This is a genomic window from Halomonas kalidii, from assembly GCF_030010475.1.
Classification (GTDB): Bacteria; Pseudomonadota; Gammaproteobacteria; order Pseudomonadales; family Halomonadaceae; genus Halomonas; species Halomonas heilongjiangensis.
In genome coordinates, this window is the sequence record NZ_JASCQN010000041.1 from 176481 (window position 1) to 195226 (window position 18746).

An 18746-nucleotide genomic window follows, 5' to 3' on the forward strand; every position below is an offset into this window, starting at 1 on the left:
CGAGCAGCCACGGCACCGGATTGGTGCAGCCCGGCCCCTCGAATGCACCAGTATCGCAAGGCCAGATGGGCATCAGTCCCATACCGGTGCATTCGACGACGTCACCGGCAGCATGGGGGCCGGCCGATGCGACGTCACCGCTAGCGCTCCGGCACCTGCGCCCATCGCAATCCCTCCAGATAGTGGGTGATCTGGCTCGGTTCATGGAGATAGAACAGCTTCTCGATGGCAAAGGCACAGTTGAAGGTGGGCAGCATGGCGAGGAGTCGCTCCTTCGCCTCGACGGCATCATCCCGCCGGCCCAGATGGGCCAGGGCAACGGCACGGTGGGCGGCGGTCCAGTACTGGCAGTTGGGCAGGTTGGCGGCCCGCTCCGTCCACTCCAGGGAACGTTCGTAGTCACCCTTGAAGATGAGCGCCAGCGCGCCATAGGTGTAGAAGGCCCATAGCTGCGGGTCGTTGGGGCTCAGCGCAATGGCGCGCTCGAACTGCACCATGGCTTCGTCATAGCGACACTCATAGGCCAGCGAATCCCCCATGCCGCAATAGGCCGCCGCGAAGGAGGGATTGAGGTCGATGGCGATCCGGTTATCGGCGATGGCCCGCCGATATTCCTGGCGGGCCAGCAACACCCGGCCGCGCAGCATGTGGAAGGTGGCATTCTGGTGATCGATCCGCAGGGCCCTGTCACAGGCAGCGAGCGCCTCGTCAAGCAGCTTCCGGTCCGGTGGCGTGTCCCAGTAGACCATGCCCAGCACGACGGCATAGGCCCACCACGCCTGGGCTTCGCCAAACATGGGATCCTGGAGCTGACTCTGGCGCAGCAAACGCTGGGCTTCCTGGTTGCCTTCCCCGGTGAACCGGAACAAGTGGTAGCACCCGAGGTGAAAGCAGTCCCAGGCTTGCAGATTCGCCGGTCGCGAGACCATGATCTTGTGCCGCTCGGCAAACCCGATCTCCGGCTCCAGCCGAGCGGCGATCTTTTCCGTGATCTCGTCCTGCAGGACAAGGATTTCGGATCGCTCGCGATCGAAGCGTTCCGTCCATTTCGTCAGCCGGGTGGCGGCATCGACGAGCTGCACGTTGATCCTCACATGATGCCCGGCGCCCTGGAGGCTGCCTTCCACCACGTAGTCGACGCCCAGTATCCGGCCCAGCTCGCGCGGGTCCGGGGCTTGCCCCTTGAAGCCGAAGGCCGTGTTGCGTGCCACCACGTTCAGCCAGCGGTGCTTGCTGAGCAGGGCGATGATGTCGCTGCTGACGCCGTCCGAGAAATACTCGTGCTCGGTCTCGCTGGACAGGTTGGTCAGCGGCAACACGACCACGGCCGGCTTGTGCAGGGCATCGGGGGTGCCCAGTTGCGTGGGCGGCTGCGCAACCGTCGCGGGGTCGTCGTTGTGCACCTCACCCACGAAGCGAAATCCCTTGCGGTGAATCGTACGGATATAGGCCTGGCGGCGCCCGTCATCGCCCAACAGCTGGCGCGCCATCTTGATCCGGCTGCTCAATGCCGCCTCGGAGACGATGCGTCCCCGCCATACCACCTCGTTGATCTCCTCCTTGCTGACCATCCGGTCGCAGTTCTCCACCAGCAGGGCCAGCAGCTCGATGACCTGCGGCTCGCTGCGAAGCGGTCGGTCGTGGCGACGCAGCTCGAAGCGATCGGTGTCCAGGATGAAGTCGTCGAATCGGTAGCGCATGGCTATTTACCGTCCAGTCAGCTCTCCAGCACTTCTCCACGATAACACCAGCTCACCGTCAAGCCTTCCCGGGAGACCATCACTAGGCTGGGGATGTGTTCCACACACCAACCCCATACTCCGAGGAAAGCACAACCATGTCCGAGCACAACCTCTCGAACCAGAAATTTCTGCTTAACTGCCAGTACGGCACCGACAATCTGGAACGCGCCACCGTCGCCTTCATCCTCGCCACCAGCGCCTCCAAGACCTCGGAGACCGCGGTCTTCATCAGTTCCAACGCCACTGAGCTGTGCGTACGAGGCGCCCTCGACGGGCTGGTGGCCGAGGGGTACGAGCCCCTGGCCGACCTGGTCGCCCAGTACCAGGCCAACGGCGGTCAGCTCTGGGTCTGCCCGGTTTGCGTCAAGGTGAAGGGCCTGTCTCAGGAGGACCTCCTCCCCGGCGTCGAGGTCGCCGGTGCGCCCCGCACCACGGCCTACCTCGCCAGCGGCGCGCGCCTGCTGGCCTGACGTCCTGCGCTACCGCCGCCCTGTGCGACGGTAGCGTGGGTGCCATGCTTCAGTCGATGGAGGAGAGGACCATGGCGACCGAACCGGCCGAGTGCGGCAAGCTGGCGGAGTACCTGGAGGTGCTGGGAAACGCCCTTGACCGCTTCCTGACCTTCCAGCATCCCGATGCCATGCATGAGCCGGCGCGTTGGCGCGCGGTCCTGGAGCGTCGGTTGCCGATCTCCGGCATCGGTATCGACGCCGTCATGGAGGAGATGACCCGTTACCTGGTTCCCAACGGATCGGCCATTCCGAACCCCGGCAGCACGGCATTCATCACCACGGGCGCGACCACGATCGGTGCCCTGGCGACGCTGGCCGGCGCGGTGGCCTCGCCCCAGCGCCTCACGCTCAACGCCTTCAACTTCCTCGAGGAGCAATCGCTGGAATGGCTCGCCGAGCTGTTCCGGCTTCCCCCCGCCATGAAGGGGCTCTACAGCAGCGGCGGCTCGGTGGCCAACCTGGCGGCCCTGGGGGCGGCCCGCCAGCAAGCCTTCGAGGCACGGGGCATCGATCCCGCCCGGCAGGGCGTGCCCGGCCCGGCGCGCCTCTACGCCAGCAACGCCAGCCACCACTCCATTCGCCGGGCGGCCGCCGTGCTCGGCCTCGGGCGCGAGGCGGTAGTGACCATCGCCACGGATACCCAGGGCCGGATGATCCCCGCCGCGCTGGAGCGACAGTTGCAGGAGGACCGCGTTCGTGGCCTGGTGCCGGTAGCGGTGGTGGCCAACGCCGGGACCACGACCACTGGCGCCATCGATCCGTTGCATACCATCGGCACCCTCGCCCACCGCTATGACACCTGGTTCCACGTCGATGGCGCCTATGGCCTGCCGGGCATCCTGGACCCGACGGTCCGCCATCTCTACGCCGGCCTGGAGCTGGCCGACTCGGTCATCGTGGATCCCCACAAGTGGCTGGGCGCACCGGTGGGTATCGGCGCAACTTTCGTGCGCGACCGCGCCCTATTGCAGCGCGCTTTCACCCAGGAGGCCGCCGACTATCTGGAGCAGTCCTGTACTCAGGAAACGGCGCTGCATTCCATGGACAGCCTGGGCATTCCCTACAGCGACTTCGGCGTTGAGCTCTCGGCGCCACCACGCGGCGCCGTGGTCTGGGCACTGCTGCGAGAGATCGGCGCCGACGGGTTGCGCGCTCGCATCTGCCGGCACAACGCCATGGCACGCCAGGTGGCCGAATGGGCGAACGCCCATCCCAACCTCGAGGTCCTGCAGTGGCCCACCTTGTCTATCTGCTGCTTCCGCTATGTGGTGGTGGGCTGTCCCGACCTTGATGCCCTCAACACGCGTATCCACCGCGCGCTGGTACGCCATGGCCGCAATATTCCGAGCACCGCCCAGGTCAACGGCCAGTTGGCCATCCGCCCCTGTTTCATTGGCGCTCGCACCGGCCCGGACCAGGCGCAGGCCCTGGTGGACGAGGTGCTGGCCCTCGGTGCGCAGCTCACACAAGGCGCTGAACCCGACACTGATACAAACACGGACACCAACAACAGCGGCAGCATGCCGTACTTCACGAGGTAGACGATCATGGGAAAGCGTTACGACAGCATTCTGGACACCGTAGGCCACACGCCAGTGGTGCGCATCAATAATCTCGGGCCGGCACACGTCAATCTGTACGTGAAGGTGGAGGCATTTAATCCCATGGGCTCGGTGAAGGATCGCCTGGCGCTGGGCGTGATCGAGGACGCCGAGCGCCGCGGCGAACTCGCCCCGGGGCAGACCGTTGTCGAGGCCACCAGCGGTAACACCGGCATTGGCCTGGCGATGGTGTGCGCCCAGAAGGGCTATCCTCTCGTGGTCACCATGGCCGAGAACTTCAGCGTGGAGCGGCGCAAGTTGATGCGCTTCCTGGGTGCTCGCGTGGTCCTCACACCGGCCTCGGAGAAGGGGTCCGGAATGGTGGCCAAGGCCGAGGAGCTGGCAAAGGAGCACGGCTGGTGGCGATCGCGGCAGTTCGAGAACCCTGCCAACGCCGACATTCACGCGCGTACCACGGCGGTCGAGATCCTCGATGACTTCGAGGACGTCGTGCTGGACTACTGGGTCACCGGCTTCGGTACCGGCGGCACCCTCAACGGCGTCTCCCGCGTGCTCCGGGCCCGCAGCCAGCAGACCCGGATCGTGGTCTGCGAACCCGACAACTCGGCGATCCTGGCCAGCGGCATCCCCCAGCCCTGCGCGGCGGACGGCAAACACAGCCAGAGCCACCCGGCCTTTCGCCCGCATCTGATGCAGGGCTGGTCGCCGGACTTCGTGCCCCAGCTGGCCGAACCGGCCCTCGCCGAGCAGCGCATCGACGCCTTTCTCGGGATCAACGGCCAGGACGCCCTGCGCTGTGCCCGCGAGTTGGCCAGCCGCGAGGGTATCTTCGTGGGGATCTCCGCCGGCGCGACGTTTGCGGGGGCACTGCAGGTGGCAGCCGACGCTCCCGCCGGCAGCAATATCCTCTGCATGCTGCCGGACACCGGAGAGCGCTACCTCTCCACGCCGCTGTTCGAGAACGTGGCGGTGGACATGACCGAGGAAGAAACGGCCCTGTCGCGCTCCACCCCCGGCTACCGGTTCGATGGGGGCACCAGCGCGCCGCCTGCCGTGGACGACCGGGAACTCGACCCCGAGGCGCAGCGCCAGGTGGACGCCGCCCTGGCGGACCCACGGCAACCGGTGGTCATGTTCGCCTTGGAGTGGTGCGAGTTCTGCTGGTCGGTGCGCAAGGTCTTCGACCGCTACCGGATTCCCTATCGCTCCCTCGACCTGGATTCGACGACCTACCAGGTCGATGATCTGGGCGGAAGGATGCGGGCGGTGCTGAAGGAGAGGACCGGCTGGAACACCCTGCCCCAGATCTTCATCGGCGAAGAATTCGTCGGCGGCTGCACCGACCTCTTCGACGGGATCAGGAGCGGTGCGCTATTCGAGCGCCTCGACGGCCATGGTGTCGGCTACGATGCCGGCGTCGATACGGATCCCTACACGTTGCTGCCGACCTGGCTACACCCTCGCTGACCCCGAAACGGCACGGCCCCACCTCCGCGACATACAGGGGGGGGGCCCGGGCGCTGCGGAGCCTACACCGTCAGATGCTCCTTGATCAGCGTATCGGAGAGCTCGCCGATCCCGCCCCTGGCCACCGGCCGGCCGCGATCCATGATCACGAAGCGGTCGGCATACTTGCGGGCGAAGGGCAGCTTCTGCTCCACCAGCAGTACCGTCAGACCGTCCTCACGGATCAGCCGGCGAATCACCTCGCCGATCTGGGTGACGATATTGGGCTGGATGCCCTCCCCCGGCTCGTCGAGAATCAATAGCCGCGGCTCGATCACCAGCGCCCGGCCGATCGCCAGTTGCTGCTGCTGGCCGCCGGAGAGGTCACCGCCGCGACGATGCTTCATCTCCGCGAGGACCGGGAAGAGCTCGAAGACACGCTCCGGAATGGTGCGCCTGCCGTCGCGGCGGGCGGCGAGCCCGGTGCGCAGGTTCTCCTCGACGGTGAGCAAGGGGAAGATCTGCCGTCCCTGGGGCACATAGCCGATGCCGAGACGAGAGCGCTCCTCGACACGCCGGTTCGTCAGCTCCACCTCGTCGGCATAGCGGACACTGCCCGACGACACCGCCACCTCGCCCATGATCGCCTTCATCAGGGTGGTCTTGCCCACCCCATTGCGCCCCATCACGCAGGTGCACTCTCCGGCAGGCACCTCGAGATCGAGGTCCCACAGGGTGTGGCTCTCGCCGTAGTACTGGTTGAGCCTGTCGATCGCGAGCATCAGACCACCTCCTCTTCGGCCTCGGCCCCCAGGTAGACCTCGATCACCTTCGGGTCGCTGGCGACCTGGTCCATGCTGCCCTCGGCCAGCACGCTGCCCTGGTGCAGCACCGTGACCTGGCGTGCAATGGAGCGCACGAAGCCCATATCGTGCTCGACGACGACGACGGATTGCTTGCCGGCGAGTCCGGTGAGCAGTTCGGCGGTGCGCTCCATCTCCTGCTCGGTCATGCCGGCCACGGGCTCGTCCACCAGCAGCAACCGCGGGCGCTGCATCAACAGCATGCCGATCTCCAGCCACTGCTTCTGGCCGTGGGAGAGGATCCCCGCCGGGCGGCTCCGCAGTTCGGTGAGGCCAATGGTCTCGAGCACCTCGTCGATGCGGTCACGGGCCGCGCCGGACAGGCGCGCGGTCAGCGTCGGCAGGATGCGCTTGTCGGCGGCCATGGCCAGCTCCAGGTTCTCGAACACCGTCAGGGCCTCGAACACCGTGGGTTTCTGGAACTTGCGCCCGATGCCGAGACTGGCGATTTCCGGCTCGTTCATGGTCAGCAGGTCGTGGCGGCTGCCGAACCAGACCCTTCCGGCATCGGGGCGGGTCTTGCCGGTGATGATGTCCATCATGGTGGTCTTGCCGGCGCCGTTGGGGCCGATGATGCAGCGCAGCTCGCCGTCGTCGATGGTCAGGTTCAGGGCGTTGATCGCCTTGAAGCCGTCGAAACTGACGGTCACGTCCTCGAGATAGAGGATCGGGCCATGGCGTACGTCCACCGGGGACTGCGCCGGCACCAGGAAGTCGAAGACCCGATCGCGGTCGGCCAGCGATGTCAGAAAGTTCATGCGCGAGCCTCCCTGCCGGTGGTCGGGGCGTCCCCTTCAGCCGGGTATCGGCGCTTCAGGCGCTGGACACGATAGCCCAGCAGCCCGGCCACGCCCCTGGGCAGGAAGACCGTGACCAGCACGAAGAGCGCGCCGAGGGCGAACAGCCAGGCATCCGGCATCACCCCGGTGAACACCGTCTTGGCGTAGTTGACCAGGAGCGCCCCGATCACCGCGCCATAGAGCGTGGCACGGCCGCCCAGCGCCACCCAGAGCACGATCTCGATGGAGAAGATCGGCGAGAACTCGCTGGGGTTGATGATGCCCACCTGGGGAACATAGAGCGCCCCGGCCAACCCGGCGAGCATCGCCGAGACCACGAAGACGAACAACTGGAAGCGCTCCACCCGGTAGCCGAGAAAACGCGTGCGCGCCTCGGCATCCCGGGTCGCCACGCAGACCCGCCCCAGCTTGCTGGCCACGATGGCCCGACACAGCACATAGCCCAGCGCCAGCGCCACGCCGGTGGCGAGGAACAGCCCCAGCCGCGTGGCATCGCTGCGCAGGCTGAAACCGAGGATGTCGCGGAAGTCGGTGAGGCCATTGTTGCCGCCGAAGCCCATCTCGTTGCGAAAGAAGGCCAGCATCAGGGCGAAGGTCAGCGCCTGGGTGATGATCGAGAGGTACACCCCGGTGACCCGCGAGCGGAACGCCAGGAAGCCGAACACCAGCGCCAGCGCCCCCGGCGCCAGCAGCACCATGAGGAAGGCGAACCCGGCCATGTCGAAACCCAGCCAGTACCAGGGCAGGCTGTCCCAGTTGAGGAACACCATGAAATCCGGCAGTTCCGGGTGGCCATAGACGCCACGATCGCCGATCTGGCGCATCAGGTACATGCCCATGGCGTAGCCGCCGAGGGTGAAGAAGGCCCCATGGCCGAGACTGAGGATGCCGAGATAGCCCCACACCAGGTCCACCGCCACCGCCAGCAGCGTGTAGCTCAGGTACTTGCCCAGCAGGTTGACGGTATAGGCCGTGACGTGCAGCGGATGGCCCTGGGGCACCGCCAGGTGCAGCGCCGTGACCAGCAGCAGGGCCGCCAGCAGCACGCCGAGGAAGATGAGCGTCGAGCGCTCGTTGAAGGGTCGCGTCAGCCACATGATCGGTCAGCCCTCCGCCGCCCGGCCCTTCTGCGGGAAGAGTCCGCGGGGGCGCTTCTGGATGAACAGGATGATGAAGACGAGCACGATGATCTTGGCCAGCACGGCGCCGGCCCAGGGCTCGAGCACCTGGTTGATCACGCCGAGCGACAGCCCGGCCACCAGGGTGCCCCACAGGTTCCCCACCCCGCCGAACACCACCACCATGAAGGAGTCGATGATGTAGTTCTGGCCCAGGTTGGGGCCGACGTTGGTGAGCTGGGAGAGCGCCACGCCGGCGAGCCCGGCGACGCCGGAGCCCAGGGCGAAGGTCAGGATATCGACCCGGGTGGCACGAATGCCCATGGAGCGGGCCATGGCGCGGTTCTGGGTCACCGCCCGGACCTCGAGCCCGAGTCGTGTGCGACGCATGATCAGCATCAGGGCGGCGAACACCACCAGGGCGAAACCGAGCACCACCATCCGGTTCAGGGTCAGCGCCAGGGCGTCGTTGACCACCAGGGAGCCGCTCATCCACTCCGGGGTGACCACGGTGCGGTTCAGGGGAGAGATCACGGTGCGCACCAGCTGCTGGAGGATCAAGCTGACACCGAAGGTGGCCAGCAGGGTCTCCAGGGGACGCCCCTTGAGGAACTGGATCACGCCCCGCTCGATGGCGATGCCGGCCAGCGCCGCCACCAGGAAACCGGCGGGCACCGCCAGGACCAGTGCCAGTCCCGGCTGGCCGGGCAGCAACTGCTGCATCGCCCAGGTGGTGTAGGCGCCGAGCATGATCAACTCGCCGTGGGCCATGTTGATCACCCCCATCACCCCGAAGGTGATGGCCAGCCCGATGGCGGCGAGCACCAGCACCGAGCCGAGGCTCAGGCCGAAGTAGAGGGTCTCGGCGGCGCGATTGAACTTGAGCTTCTGCTCGATATTGTTGAGTGCCGACCGGGCGGCCGACGCGAGCTCGTCATCATCGCCCGTCACCGCCCTCGACAGCGCGACCCGCGCCCGGGGATGCAGGCTGCCGTCGAGGTGGTCGATGGCCGCCAGCTCGCCCTGCTCCAGGCGATGGATGGCCAGCGCCAGGGTCAGACGCTCACGGACGCGAGCGTCGCCCTCCTGCTCGATGAGCTCCGACAGCGGGCCGGCCAGGTCGGCGTCGACCTCGCCGAGCAACCGCTCGGCGGAGGCGCGGCGCAGCTCGAGATCCGCCGAATAGAGATCGACCACGGCGATGGCGCTGCGCAGCTGGTTGCGCAGCGCATTGTTGATGCCGATGCGATCCAGTTCGCGGCGCGACATCTCGCCGAGTGGCTCGCCGCTGAGGGCGTCGGCCACCGGCCAGTCGCGGCCGCTGTTGTCGAGCACCACCACGAAGCGGCCCTCGCCGGTGCGCTGCAGGCGGCCGTCGAGCAGGGCCGAGAGCCAGTCGCGGGCGCGCTCGTCGTCGCTGCGGACGAGGGCCTCGATGGCCTCGGCCTTCTTGGCGTAGGAGCTGACGTCCAGCGCCTCGAGCAGTTCGACGGCCGCGGCGTCGGCACCGGTATCGGGCGTCTGTGCCTGCACGGCACCGGCCAGCAGCCACAGGATCAGCAGCGAGACCAGCATGCCCAGCCCGCGACCTGGATGGCCGACGACGCCGCCGGCGCTCGCCCTGACCGCCGCTGGCCAGGGCAACGGGAACTTCCTCATCGGGCTTTCCTCTGGAAGGAGTCGAGATGGCGTGCCTGCCTCGCCGCCGCGGGCGGCGAGGCAGGGGGCGGGCTCATTCGGCCAGGGCGACCTCGGCTTCCTCGGCCGCGGTGCTGCCGCCGCAGGAGCCGTTGGCGACGTTGAAGTTGCCGCAGCGCATCGGTGCACGCCAGTCGCTGACCAGGTCGCGAGACCCCGGCAGGTAGTCGGACCAGGCGTCGCCGGCCACGGTGGACGGCGTCTGCCACACCACGTCGAACTGGCCGTTGTCCTGGATCTCGCCGATCAGCACCGGCTTGGTGATGTGGTGGTTGGGCATCATCGCCGCATGGCCGCCGGAGAGGTTGGGCACGGTCACGCCGATGATGGCGTCCTTGACGGCGTCGACCTCGGTGGTGCCGGCCTTGCGTACCGCCTCGGCCCACATGTTGAAGCCGATGTAGTGGGCCTCCATGGGGTCGTTGGTCACCGACTCCTCGTCACCGGTGTAGTCGATCCAGGCGTCGATGAAGTCGTAGTTCTCGTCGGTGTCGACGCTCATGAAGTAGTTCCAGGCGGCCAGGTGGCCGACCAGCGGCCCGGTGTCGAGGCCGGACAGCTCCTGCTCGCCCACCGAGAAGGCCACCACCGGGATGTCGGCGGCATCGATGCCTTGGTTGGCCAGCTCACGGTAGAAGGGCACGTTGGCGTCGCCATTGATGGTCGAGACCACCGCGGTCTTCTTGCCCTCGGCACCGAAGCGGCGCACCTCGGCGACGATGTTCTGCCAGTCGGAGTGACCGAAGGGGGTGTAGTTGACCAGGATGTCCTCCTCGGCCACCCCGAACTCCTCCCGTAGATACGCCTCGAGGATGCGGTTGGTGGTGCGCGGATAGACATAGTCGGTGCCGGCCAGCACCCAGCGCTCGACGCCGACCTGGTCGTGCAGGTAGTTGACGGCCGGAATGGCCTGCTGGTTGGGCGCGGCACCGGTGTAGAAGACGTTCTCGGAGGACTCCTCGCCCTCGTACTGCACCGGATAGAACAGCAGGCCATTGAGCTCCTCGACCACCGGCAGCACCGCCTTGCGCGAGACCGAGGTCCAGTTGCCGAAGATCACGTCGACCTCCTCCTGAGCGAGCAGCTCGCGGGCCCGCTCGGCGAACAGCGGCCAGTTGGAGGCCGGGTCGACTACCACCGCCTCGAGCTGGCGGCCGAGCAGGCCGCCCTGCGCGTTCTGCTGCTCGATGAGCATCTCCACGGTGTCCTTGAGGGTCGACTCGCTGATCGCCATGGTGCCGGAAAGCGAGTGCAGGATGCCGACCTTGATCGGGTCCTCGGCCAGGGCCTGGGCGCTGACGCCCAGCGTGGCGGCGGAGACCAGGACGGTCGCCAGCCAGCGTGACGGATAGGTGACGGGACGAGACAGTGCCTTGCGTCGGGATGTGGTCACTTGAACCTCCATGCGCCCTCCTGATGGAAGGACTCGTTGTGGTTGCATGGCGCCGCCGGGGCAGGATCCGCCGGCGCTCGGGACAGCGACCAGCACTTGCAAGGTCTGCGCCACTCGATGGCAGACACTTCTTTACACTAATTTTTCAGACACTTACCAAAAATGAAACGGAACGACACCGGCGTTGTTGCACCAACCGCGTGCAAATAGCCATCGCCAAGGCCGTTGCACGCACCTCGTTGGATGCACCATGGTCGAACTCATGCACTCCCATGATGAAAGAAGGGGCGCCGACCGCGTCGACACCCCTTATGTGGCTTATCTCGTTCGTTCCTGGTGACTGCCGGCAAGCTAACGGTGTGGTGCCCGCGCTGGCCCTCCCGGCGTCAGCCAGGATCGATCAGACCACATGGAAGCACGCCGAAGCGGGAGTGCGGGTGTCCATGTTGCGCCCCCGGTTCAGGTGGTCATCGATCTCGGCCGCGGAGCCGATCATGCGGCCGTAGAGAAAGACGCTGAAGGCTGCCGTCTCGAGGTCCCGCTCGGTCAGCTCGCCCGACTGGTAATCCTTCCACAGGAGCGCGAGCAGCAGCGCCGCGATCACCGCGTCGACGTTGACGCAGAAGACGTAGCGGCTGGCGCCCACGTCATACAGCGCCTGCACCAGTTCGCGGTAGAAGGCATGGAAGATGTTGTAGTCGCCGCGCTTCGCCATGAACTCCGCGATGAAGCGCTCGCGTGGATCGTAGTTGACCGGCTTGCCCTTGAAGATCGGGTGGTGGACGCCGGGCAAGGCGCGGACCTCGGTACCGATCTCCTTGGCCTCGGCCTTCTCGTGCTTGTAGGCGCGGGCGAAGTCGGTGGCCATGGCCTTGAGGTCGATGCCGTGGTTCGGGTCGGTGGGGTCGCTGAGCCCCTTGTCCTTGAACTGGTCGAGCAGGAAGGCCATTCCCTCGAAGCCGTTGCCGCCGTGGCTGTAGCCGGTGTGAGTGAGAAACCCGACCATGGCCTTGTTGATCTGCACGCGTTCAGGGGTCTGGGGTCCGTCAGCCGAGACCGCCCCCTTGGCGCCTTGTGCCGAGATCGAGCCTGGGCCGTTGGAGATCAGCAGGCCGACGAGGATCTGGAGCGGCAACGCCTCGTCGCGGGTCGGCTTCTTGCCGGTCATGGCGAGGAAGCAGAGGTCCGCCATGGTCCATTGGCCAAAGCGCTCGTCGCGCGGAATGCCACACAGCGAACCGGGCTGGTGGTGGGAACCCGGGATCGTCGCGCCGACCATCACGCCGTAGAGGCGTAAATACCAGGGCAACGTCTCCGCGGTCAGGCGCGAGATGCGTTTACGCATGAGGGGACCCCAGGCGATGGTCAGACTGATCGCGGCGAGGATGGCATCCCGGGAGAGGCGGCCGTTCAGGGTGGCGAGGTATTTGAGGAAGACCGACTTGCCACCGCGCGCCTTGACGGCGGCGAGCATCGCCTCGGGGCGGGGGTCGTCGGCCTCGGCCTCGGAGGCGAGAAAGAGCGCGCGGGTGGCAGCGTCCATGGTGATCGCCGAGATGTCGAACTCCTCGCTACGGCCGTCGCGCAGGCCGGAATGCGCAAAGAGGTCGATCAGCGCGCCGGTGCAGGCCAACGCGCGTTCGACCCGCTTCGGTCCGACGATCGCGGCAGCGGTCGCCATGATGGAGTTGGGCGCATTGCCCGCGTCCCGCGCGGCGTCGGCAGCCACGAGGATCGGGTCACCGACCAGGTTCACCTCCGCCGCCACGGCCACGTCAAGCATGGCACGGTCGTTCTCGCCGGCGATCTCGTGGACGAGTGGCAGTGCGAAGTTGGCCTCCAGCGGATCGAGCGCAAGGTCGAGCACTGAAAAGCCGTGCACGCTGGTCACCTGGGTGGTGGGGTCCATCACCGAAGCACCGGATTTGTCCTTCATGGTCTGGCGGGCGATCACCGCGCCAACCTGGCGCTTGAGCACGGCGATCTGGGTCGCATAGGGCTCTCTCGGCGTCACCGGGGGCATGGCGAGTTCGGATGGCAGCGCCAGGCCCTGGTCGTTGGCGATCCAGGGCTTGAGCGCGAGGCTGCCCGTTGAGGCGAAATCGGGCGAAACGCCGTTGAGCTTCATCACCGCGGTCAGTGCCATGGGGATGTCGGCGATATTGGTCACCACCGCGCCCTTGGCCGAGACCACCGGGTTGTCGGGCGTGTAGAGGCCGTCAACCCCGAAGGCCTCCATCAACCAGCCCTCCTTGTCTTCCGCCCGGTCGCCCGAGCCAGCCATCGCACCGGCATGGCCGACGGCACGGGTCAGCTTCGATTTCCAGCGGCCGACGACACAGGCAACCGTCGGCTTGCCGAAATCGACGCCGTGCTCGTGATAGCCACCCGGTTCGACATAGAGCACCGCGGCTTTCGAGCGGTCGTCGTTCACCAGCGCATGGGAGAAGTCACGTGCGTTGTAATGGATATAGACGTCCTTTCCGCTCGAGACGAGCGTTGTGGTGCCCCAGCCTTCGGTCGCGAGGTACTGCGCGATGGTGGTGGTGAAGCCCCCCGAATTCGAGAAGATCGCGACCGAGCCCTTGCGCAGGGACTCCTCGGGACTGTCGCCGCCGAGCGCGCCGCCAATGCGGACCTGGTTCCAGCTGTCGGCCACACCGAGGCAATTGCCACCGATGATGTCGACGCCATTGGCCTGCCCCATCGCGCGGATCTCGCGCGCATCGTGCACGGCAATCTTTTCGGTAATGATGACGATCTTTTCCAGAGCGTCGTTGACACGAATGAGTTCCGCCACCCCATCGCGCACGCTGGGGGGCGGGAGGTAGACGACGCCCACATTGAAGGTGTGCCCCGCCTCCAGGCCCTCGCGCACATTATTGAACACCGGAATGTCGCCCGCGGGAGTCTTGAGCGTCTGCCCGGCACGCCCCGGCGAGGTACCGAAGACCACGTTGCCCCCCGAGTAGGCATGACTCACCGGTGTCACCGTGCGTGACTCGCCACCCATGATGTTGAGAACACAGACGCGATCCTCGCGCCTCGCCACATCGGCCAGCGAGCGAATGCCGAGATAGTATGGAAAGTCCGCAATACCCTGAAGATACATGATGCTTCTCCCCTTAGGCCGGTGTCTTGATGCCGAGATGCCGGGCGATCTCGGCACGGCCTCCGTCACGCATCCACAGATCGAGATTCTTCGCGTAGCTCACCACTTCGGAGATTGCGCTGTCGAAGCCGAAGAAGCGATAGGGCACGCCGAGGCTGTCCAGCGTGTCGCCGAGGTTGCCCATGCCGCGTACCAGGTTCGGCCCACCGCGCCCCACGACGACATAGAGGGGAGTCGGCCCGTACTCCGCGAAATGCTCGCGCAGCGCGTCGCCCATGCCCCGGAAGGTCTCGAGGATATCCGTGTTGTTCGACTTCCCCCCGATGATGAACAGCACATTGGTCTGGGCAAGGAAATGCCGGTAGCAGATCGCGGCGACCGACTTCATCTTTTCATAGGGGGGATTGCCACCGAAATCCGAGGAGATGATCGCGGCGTCCCCCAGCACCTCGGTCACCAGGCTATTGGCACCACCGCCGAAGGTTGGCGCCAGGATGGTGCCCTTGTCGTTGATCACAAAGACATCCGACTGGCCCTGGTGGGTACGCAGCCGGTTCACTTCCTGCTCGAAGGCCGAGACGTCGGCGGCGAAGAGCTGTTCGGGCAGGCCCAACCGCCCCACCCGCGGATCATCGCGATCGAAGCCACACTTGAAGTCGCAGGCAACCGGCATCAGCCGGCCGTCGCGCCCGGGGCGCATGCGGATGGGGTTCAGTTCCAGCGTGGTCATGCCATAGTGATGCATCAACTCCCAGAGCTTGGGCAGGTGCTGCACCAGCGGCGAGATGATCTCCTTGGGGGCACCGATGTCGCTCAGCGCATTGGCCACCACGAAGGCCTTGAGACCCGTCAGCGCCTCGAAAGGCACGGTGGCGATCTCGGCTTTGTCCAGCTCCTCGATATCGACACCACCGCGGTGGGTCAGCGTCATGGTCGGCGCCCGGAAGCGGCTGTCGTCGGAGATGGCAAAATAGACCTCGTGCTCGGCCGGCACGCCGGCCTCGAATGTCACCCCGTTCGCCTTGGCGTAGGCATTGCCGTGGCGATGCTCGGCGAAATAGAGCCGCTCCTTCTCGGCCAGGGCAGTACGCAGATCGCTCGCCTTGCCGATAAGCCCCGCCTTGCCTTTCTTGCCGACACCACCGCGGAACAGCGGCTTGATGAAGATCAACCCGTGGCGAGCGATCAAGTCCTGAATCTGGTCCTCAGTGGCATCGGGCCCCAGCACTTCCGAGGCCGGAAACCCGACATGATTGAGTAATTTCACTCCTTGGAGCATACCGGTCACGTGCACGACACTCTCCTTATTGTAATCAACACGCTTTACCTCGGAATCAGGGTATTCCCGGGGTGTCAGTCGCCTTCGGGATTCCCTGCGATGGCGACGCCCCGCATGCGGCGGCGCAGGATCGGGCCGACGATATAGGGCAGGATCAGCCCCGCGATGGCGAAGGCCCACAGGCCGATGGCCAGGCCGCTGTCCCAGAGGATCGTCCAGTCGCCGTCGGAGATGTCCATGGCGTGGCGCAGGTTCTTCTCCATCTCCGGCCCCAGCAACAGGCCGAGGATGATCGGCACCAGCGGGATCTCCAGCTTGCGCAGGACATAGCCCCCCACCCCGAAGGCCACCATGAAGTAGAGGTCGAAGACGGTGTTGCTGATCGAGTAGATGCCCACGAAGGCGACCATGGTGACGATCGGCAGCAGGTACATCGGCGGCACCGACAGCAGCCGGACGAAGATGCCCACCAGCGGAATGTTGAGCACCAGCAGCAGGAAGTTGCCGATCAGCAGCGCCGCAATCACGCCCCAGACGATGTCGGCGTTCTGGGTGAACATCAGCGGCCCGGGGGTGATGTTCAGCGAGATCAGCAGCGCGAGCAGCACCGCGGTGGTGCCGCTGCCCGGCACGCCGAGCGTCAGCATGGGCACCAGGGCACCGCTGGAGGCGCCGTTGTTGCCGGCCTCGGGGGCGGCGACACCGCGCGGGTCACCCTGGCCGAAGTAGCCCTTCTTGCCGACTACCTTCTTCTCCAGGGTGTAGCCGATGAAGCTGCCCAACGAGGCGCCCGCCCCCGGCAGCACGCCGGCGATAAAGCCCAGCACACCGCCCCGAAAGCTGGAGGGCAGGATGAAGCGGATGTCCTTCCATTTCAGCGAGAGCTTGTTGACGGCCATCTTCGCCTTGCCGCCGCCGGCCTTCTCCTCGATGAAGAACAGCAGCTCGGAGATCGCGAACAGGCCGACGATGGCGATGATGAAGTCCACCCCCTCGTAGAGTTCGAGCACGCCGAAGGTGTAGCGCTGCACCCCGGTATTGTCGATGCCCACGGTGGCGATCATCAGGCCGATGGCGGCGGCCACCACCGTCTTCATGGGGTTCTTGCCGGTGATGCCGCCGAGGGTGGCGAAGGCCAGCAGGAACAGCGCGAAGTACTCGGCCGGGCCGAAGGTCAGGGCGAAGTCGGCCAGCAGCGGCGCCAGCAGGATCAGCCCGATGGTGGCGATCAGGCTACCGATGAAGGAGGCCACGGCGGAGATCGCCAGCGCCTCGGAGGCCTTGCCCTGCTGCGCCATGGGATAGCCGTCGAGGCAGGTCATCATCGCCGGTTCGTCACCGGGGATGTTCAACAGGATCGACGAGATGCGCCCGCCGTACATGGCCCCGGCATAGACCGCGGTGAGCATGATCAGCGCGGTCTCCGGGGCGAGCCCCAGGCTGAAGGCGAGCGGGATCAGGATCGCCACCCCATTGGCCGGCCCCAGGCCCGGCAAGGCGCCGATCAGGGTGCCGAGGAAGGCACCGAGCAGGGCGAACAGCAGGTTGTGTGGGGCCAGGGCGACACCAAACCCATCCATCAAGAAGCCGAGAGTTTCCATCAGCTCACCTCCAGGAACGAGAGCAGGCCCAGCGGCAGCGCCAGATCGAGGGCGAAGTTGAACAGCAGGAACACCACCACCCCGGAGATCGCCCCGGTCACATAGGCCCTCACCGGGGCGGAGCCCATGCGCCAGCAGAGGGTCCCCACCGCCAGGGTCGTGCTGATGATGAAGCCCAGCGGCTGCAGCAGCGCGGCGTAGAGGATCAACACCACCACGGCGACGATCAGCTCGATGCCGGTGCGGCTCCACGGCCAGGCGTTATCCGGATCCGGCCGCACGATCATGTACAGGCTCGAGAGTGCCAGCACGACGGCCAGCAGGCGTGGAAAGGTATCGGGACCGACGGCTTCGGTCCCGCCGAAGGGTTCAGGGAACTGGGTGGTGCCCCAGCCGTACGCGACGGCCAGGACGATCATCAGGACCCCGAAGATGCGGTCGTTGTAGGTCATTCCTGAATCAGCCCTATGTCCTTGGAGAGGGTTTCGATCTCGGCGATCTGGTCGATCACGAAGGTCTCGAATTCGCCGGCGCTCATGTGGAAGGGCATCAGGCCGTTCTGGGTCATGACGCTCTGCCACTCCTCGCTCTCATAGATGGTGTCCATGGCGTCGACCCAGTACTGCTTGGCCTCGTCAGAGATGTCCGCCGGCATGTAGAAGCCGCGCCAGTTGGGGCCCAGCGCATCGATACCCTGTTCCATGGCGGTCGGGATGTCCGCGAACTCACCGGGCAGGCGCTCCTCGGAAAGCACGGCGAGCACCTTGAGGTCACCGGATTCCATGAAGCCCTGGGCCTCGGTGATGTCACCGGTGAAGGCGTCGACGTGCCCCCCGATCACCTGGGTCAGAGCCTCGCCACCGTTGTTGTACGACAGGTAGGGAATGCGCGGCAGGTTCTCGACATCGGCGGCCTGGGCGGCGATCAGCACCTTGAGGTGATCCCAGCCCCCCTTGGCACTGCCGCCGGCGAACTTGACGCTGCGCGGGTCTTCCTTGAGGGCATCCATCAGGGCATTGAGATCTTCGTACTCGGAATCCGCCGACACGGCGATGACGCCGTAGTCGGCACCGAGCGCCCCGATCCAGTTGACCATGTCGGCGCTCATGTTCGGGAACTGCCCCTGGGCCAGTCGCGTGGTGGTCGCGGTGGACGCCGCCACCAGCAACTGCTCGTCGCCGGCACGCTTGCTGACGGTATGCCCAAAGGCCACGCCGCCACCGGCACCGGCCATGTTGATGGTCTGGACGCTGCGCGGAACGATATCCAGGTCCTCCATCACCTTGCCGACACTGCGACAGGTGAAGTCCCAGCCGCCGCCCGGGTCGGCGGGTGCCAGGCATTCGACCTTGCCCTGGGGCTCGAAGGCCGTGGCGCTTCCCGCGGTCAGGGTCACGGCGGCGATGGCGAACAGCTTGAGTGGCGTTCTGGTGGACATTGTTGTATTCCCCTCGTTGGTCGATCCGGGACGGATCCTTGGTTGACTTGCCGGAGGTGATCGCCTACCTTACAGTTCTGTAAGGCAGAACTACGTTCCTCAGAATGGAAAGTTAGGCATCCCGGCGGGGCACGTCAACGCCAAAGCCCCTTATTGCGACCAAAGTTGAACACCCCTTCGCC

Annotated in this window: 14 protein-coding genes; 3 read left to right on the forward strand and 11 right to left on the reverse strand. The window is 66.1% G+C overall.

What is annotated here, in order from left to right:
• Nucleotides 1–140: 140 nt before the first annotated feature.
• Nucleotides 141–1700, reverse strand: a complete 1560-nt coding sequence (locus QLQ85_RS13350; protein WP_282739437.1) for a winged helix-turn-helix domain-containing tetratricopeptide repeat protein — start codon at nt 1698–1700, stop codon at nt 141–143.
• A 137-nt stretch (nt 1701–1837) separates the two neighbouring features.
• On the opposite strand from QLQ85_RS13350, the gene QLQ85_RS13355 reads away from it, so the two are divergent.
• The 3 genes from QLQ85_RS13355 to QLQ85_RS13365 all read left to right on the forward strand — a co-directional run bounded on the left by QLQ85_RS13355 (nt 1838) and on the right by QLQ85_RS13365 (nt 5283).
• Nucleotides 1838–2212, forward strand: a complete 375-nt coding sequence (locus QLQ85_RS13355) for a DsrE family protein (RefSeq protein WP_282739438.1) — start codon at nt 1838–1840, stop codon at nt 2210–2212.
• 71 nt (nt 2213–2283) lie between these two features.
• Nucleotides 2284–3795, forward strand: coding sequence for a pyridoxal phosphate-dependent decarboxylase family protein (locus QLQ85_RS13360; RefSeq protein WP_282739439.1), 1512 nt, complete (start codon nt 2284–2286; stop codon nt 3793–3795).
• 6 nt (nt 3796–3801) lie between these two features.
• Nucleotides 3802–5283, forward strand: coding sequence for a cysteine synthase (locus QLQ85_RS13365; RefSeq protein ID WP_282739440.1), 1482 nt, complete (start codon nt 3802–3804; stop codon nt 5281–5283).
• Nucleotides 5284–5345: 62 nt separating this feature from the next.
• On the opposite strand, the gene urtE is transcribed toward QLQ85_RS13365, so the two are convergent.
• From urtE to QLQ85_RS13415, 10 genes are all read right to left on the reverse strand, one after another.
• Complete coding sequence (gene urtE, locus QLQ85_RS13370; RefSeq protein ID WP_282739441.1) at nt 5346–6044, reverse strand: urea ABC transporter ATP-binding subunit UrtE; 699 nt, start codon at nt 6042–6044, stop codon at nt 5346–5348.
• The gene (gene urtD, locus QLQ85_RS13375) at nt 6044–6883 is read right to left on the reverse strand and encodes an urea ABC transporter ATP-binding protein UrtD (protein WP_282739442.1); all 840 of its coding nucleotides are present in this window, start codon (nt 6881–6883) and stop codon (nt 6044–6046) included. Before urtD ends, urtE begins: the two co-directional genes overlap by 1 nt.
• Nucleotides 6880–8022 carry an urea ABC transporter permease subunit UrtC gene (urtC, locus tag QLQ85_RS13380; protein WP_282739443.1) on the reverse strand — a complete coding sequence of 381 codons (1143 nt, stop codon included), beginning with the start codon at nt 8020–8022 and terminating at the stop codon, nt 6880–6882. The genes urtD and urtC overlap by 4 nt, the downstream gene beginning before the upstream one ends.
• A gap of 6 nt (nt 8023–8028) precedes the next feature.
• Nucleotides 8029–9618, reverse strand: coding sequence for an urea ABC transporter permease subunit UrtB (gene urtB / locus QLQ85_RS13385; RefSeq protein ID WP_282739507.1), 1590 nt, complete (start codon nt 9616–9618; stop codon nt 8029–8031).
• A 157-nt stretch (nt 9619–9775) separates the two neighbouring features.
• The gene (urtA, locus tag QLQ85_RS13390; protein ID WP_282739444.1) at nt 9776–11146 is read right to left on the reverse strand and encodes an urea ABC transporter substrate-binding protein; all 1371 of its coding nucleotides are present in this window, start codon (nt 11144–11146) and stop codon (nt 9776–9778) included.
• Between the two features lie 388 nt (nt 11147–11534).
• Nucleotides 11535–14246 carry a hypothetical protein gene (locus QLQ85_RS13395; protein ID WP_282739445.1) on the reverse strand — a complete coding sequence of 904 codons (2712 nt, stop codon included), beginning with the start codon at nt 14244–14246 and terminating at the stop codon, nt 11535–11537.
• A gap of 13 nt (nt 14247–14259) precedes the next feature.
• A complete protein-coding gene (locus QLQ85_RS13400; RefSeq protein ID WP_282739446.1) occupies nt 14260–15540 on the reverse strand; it encodes an ATP citrate lyase citrate-binding domain-containing protein in 1281 nt (426 codons plus the stop codon).
• 59 nt (nt 15541–15599) lie between these two features.
• Nucleotides 15600–17126 (reverse strand): tripartite tricarboxylate transporter permease, encoded by a 1527-nt coding sequence (locus tag QLQ85_RS13405; protein ID WP_282739447.1) that lies wholly within the window; start codon nt 17124–17126, stop codon nt 15600–15602.
• Nucleotides 17126–17578 carry a tripartite tricarboxylate transporter TctB family protein gene (locus tag QLQ85_RS13410; RefSeq protein WP_282739448.1) on the reverse strand — a complete coding sequence of 151 codons (453 nt, stop codon included), beginning with the start codon at nt 17576–17578 and terminating at the stop codon, nt 17126–17128. The genes QLQ85_RS13405 and QLQ85_RS13410 overlap by 1 nt, the downstream gene beginning before the upstream one ends.
• On the reverse strand, nt 17575–18564 hold the full coding sequence (locus tag QLQ85_RS13415; protein WP_282739449.1) for a Bug family tripartite tricarboxylate transporter substrate binding protein: 990 nt from the start codon (nt 18562–18564) through the stop codon (nt 17575–17577). Before QLQ85_RS13415 ends, QLQ85_RS13410 begins: the two co-directional genes overlap by 4 nt.
• Nucleotides 18565–18746: the final 182 nt, after the last annotated feature.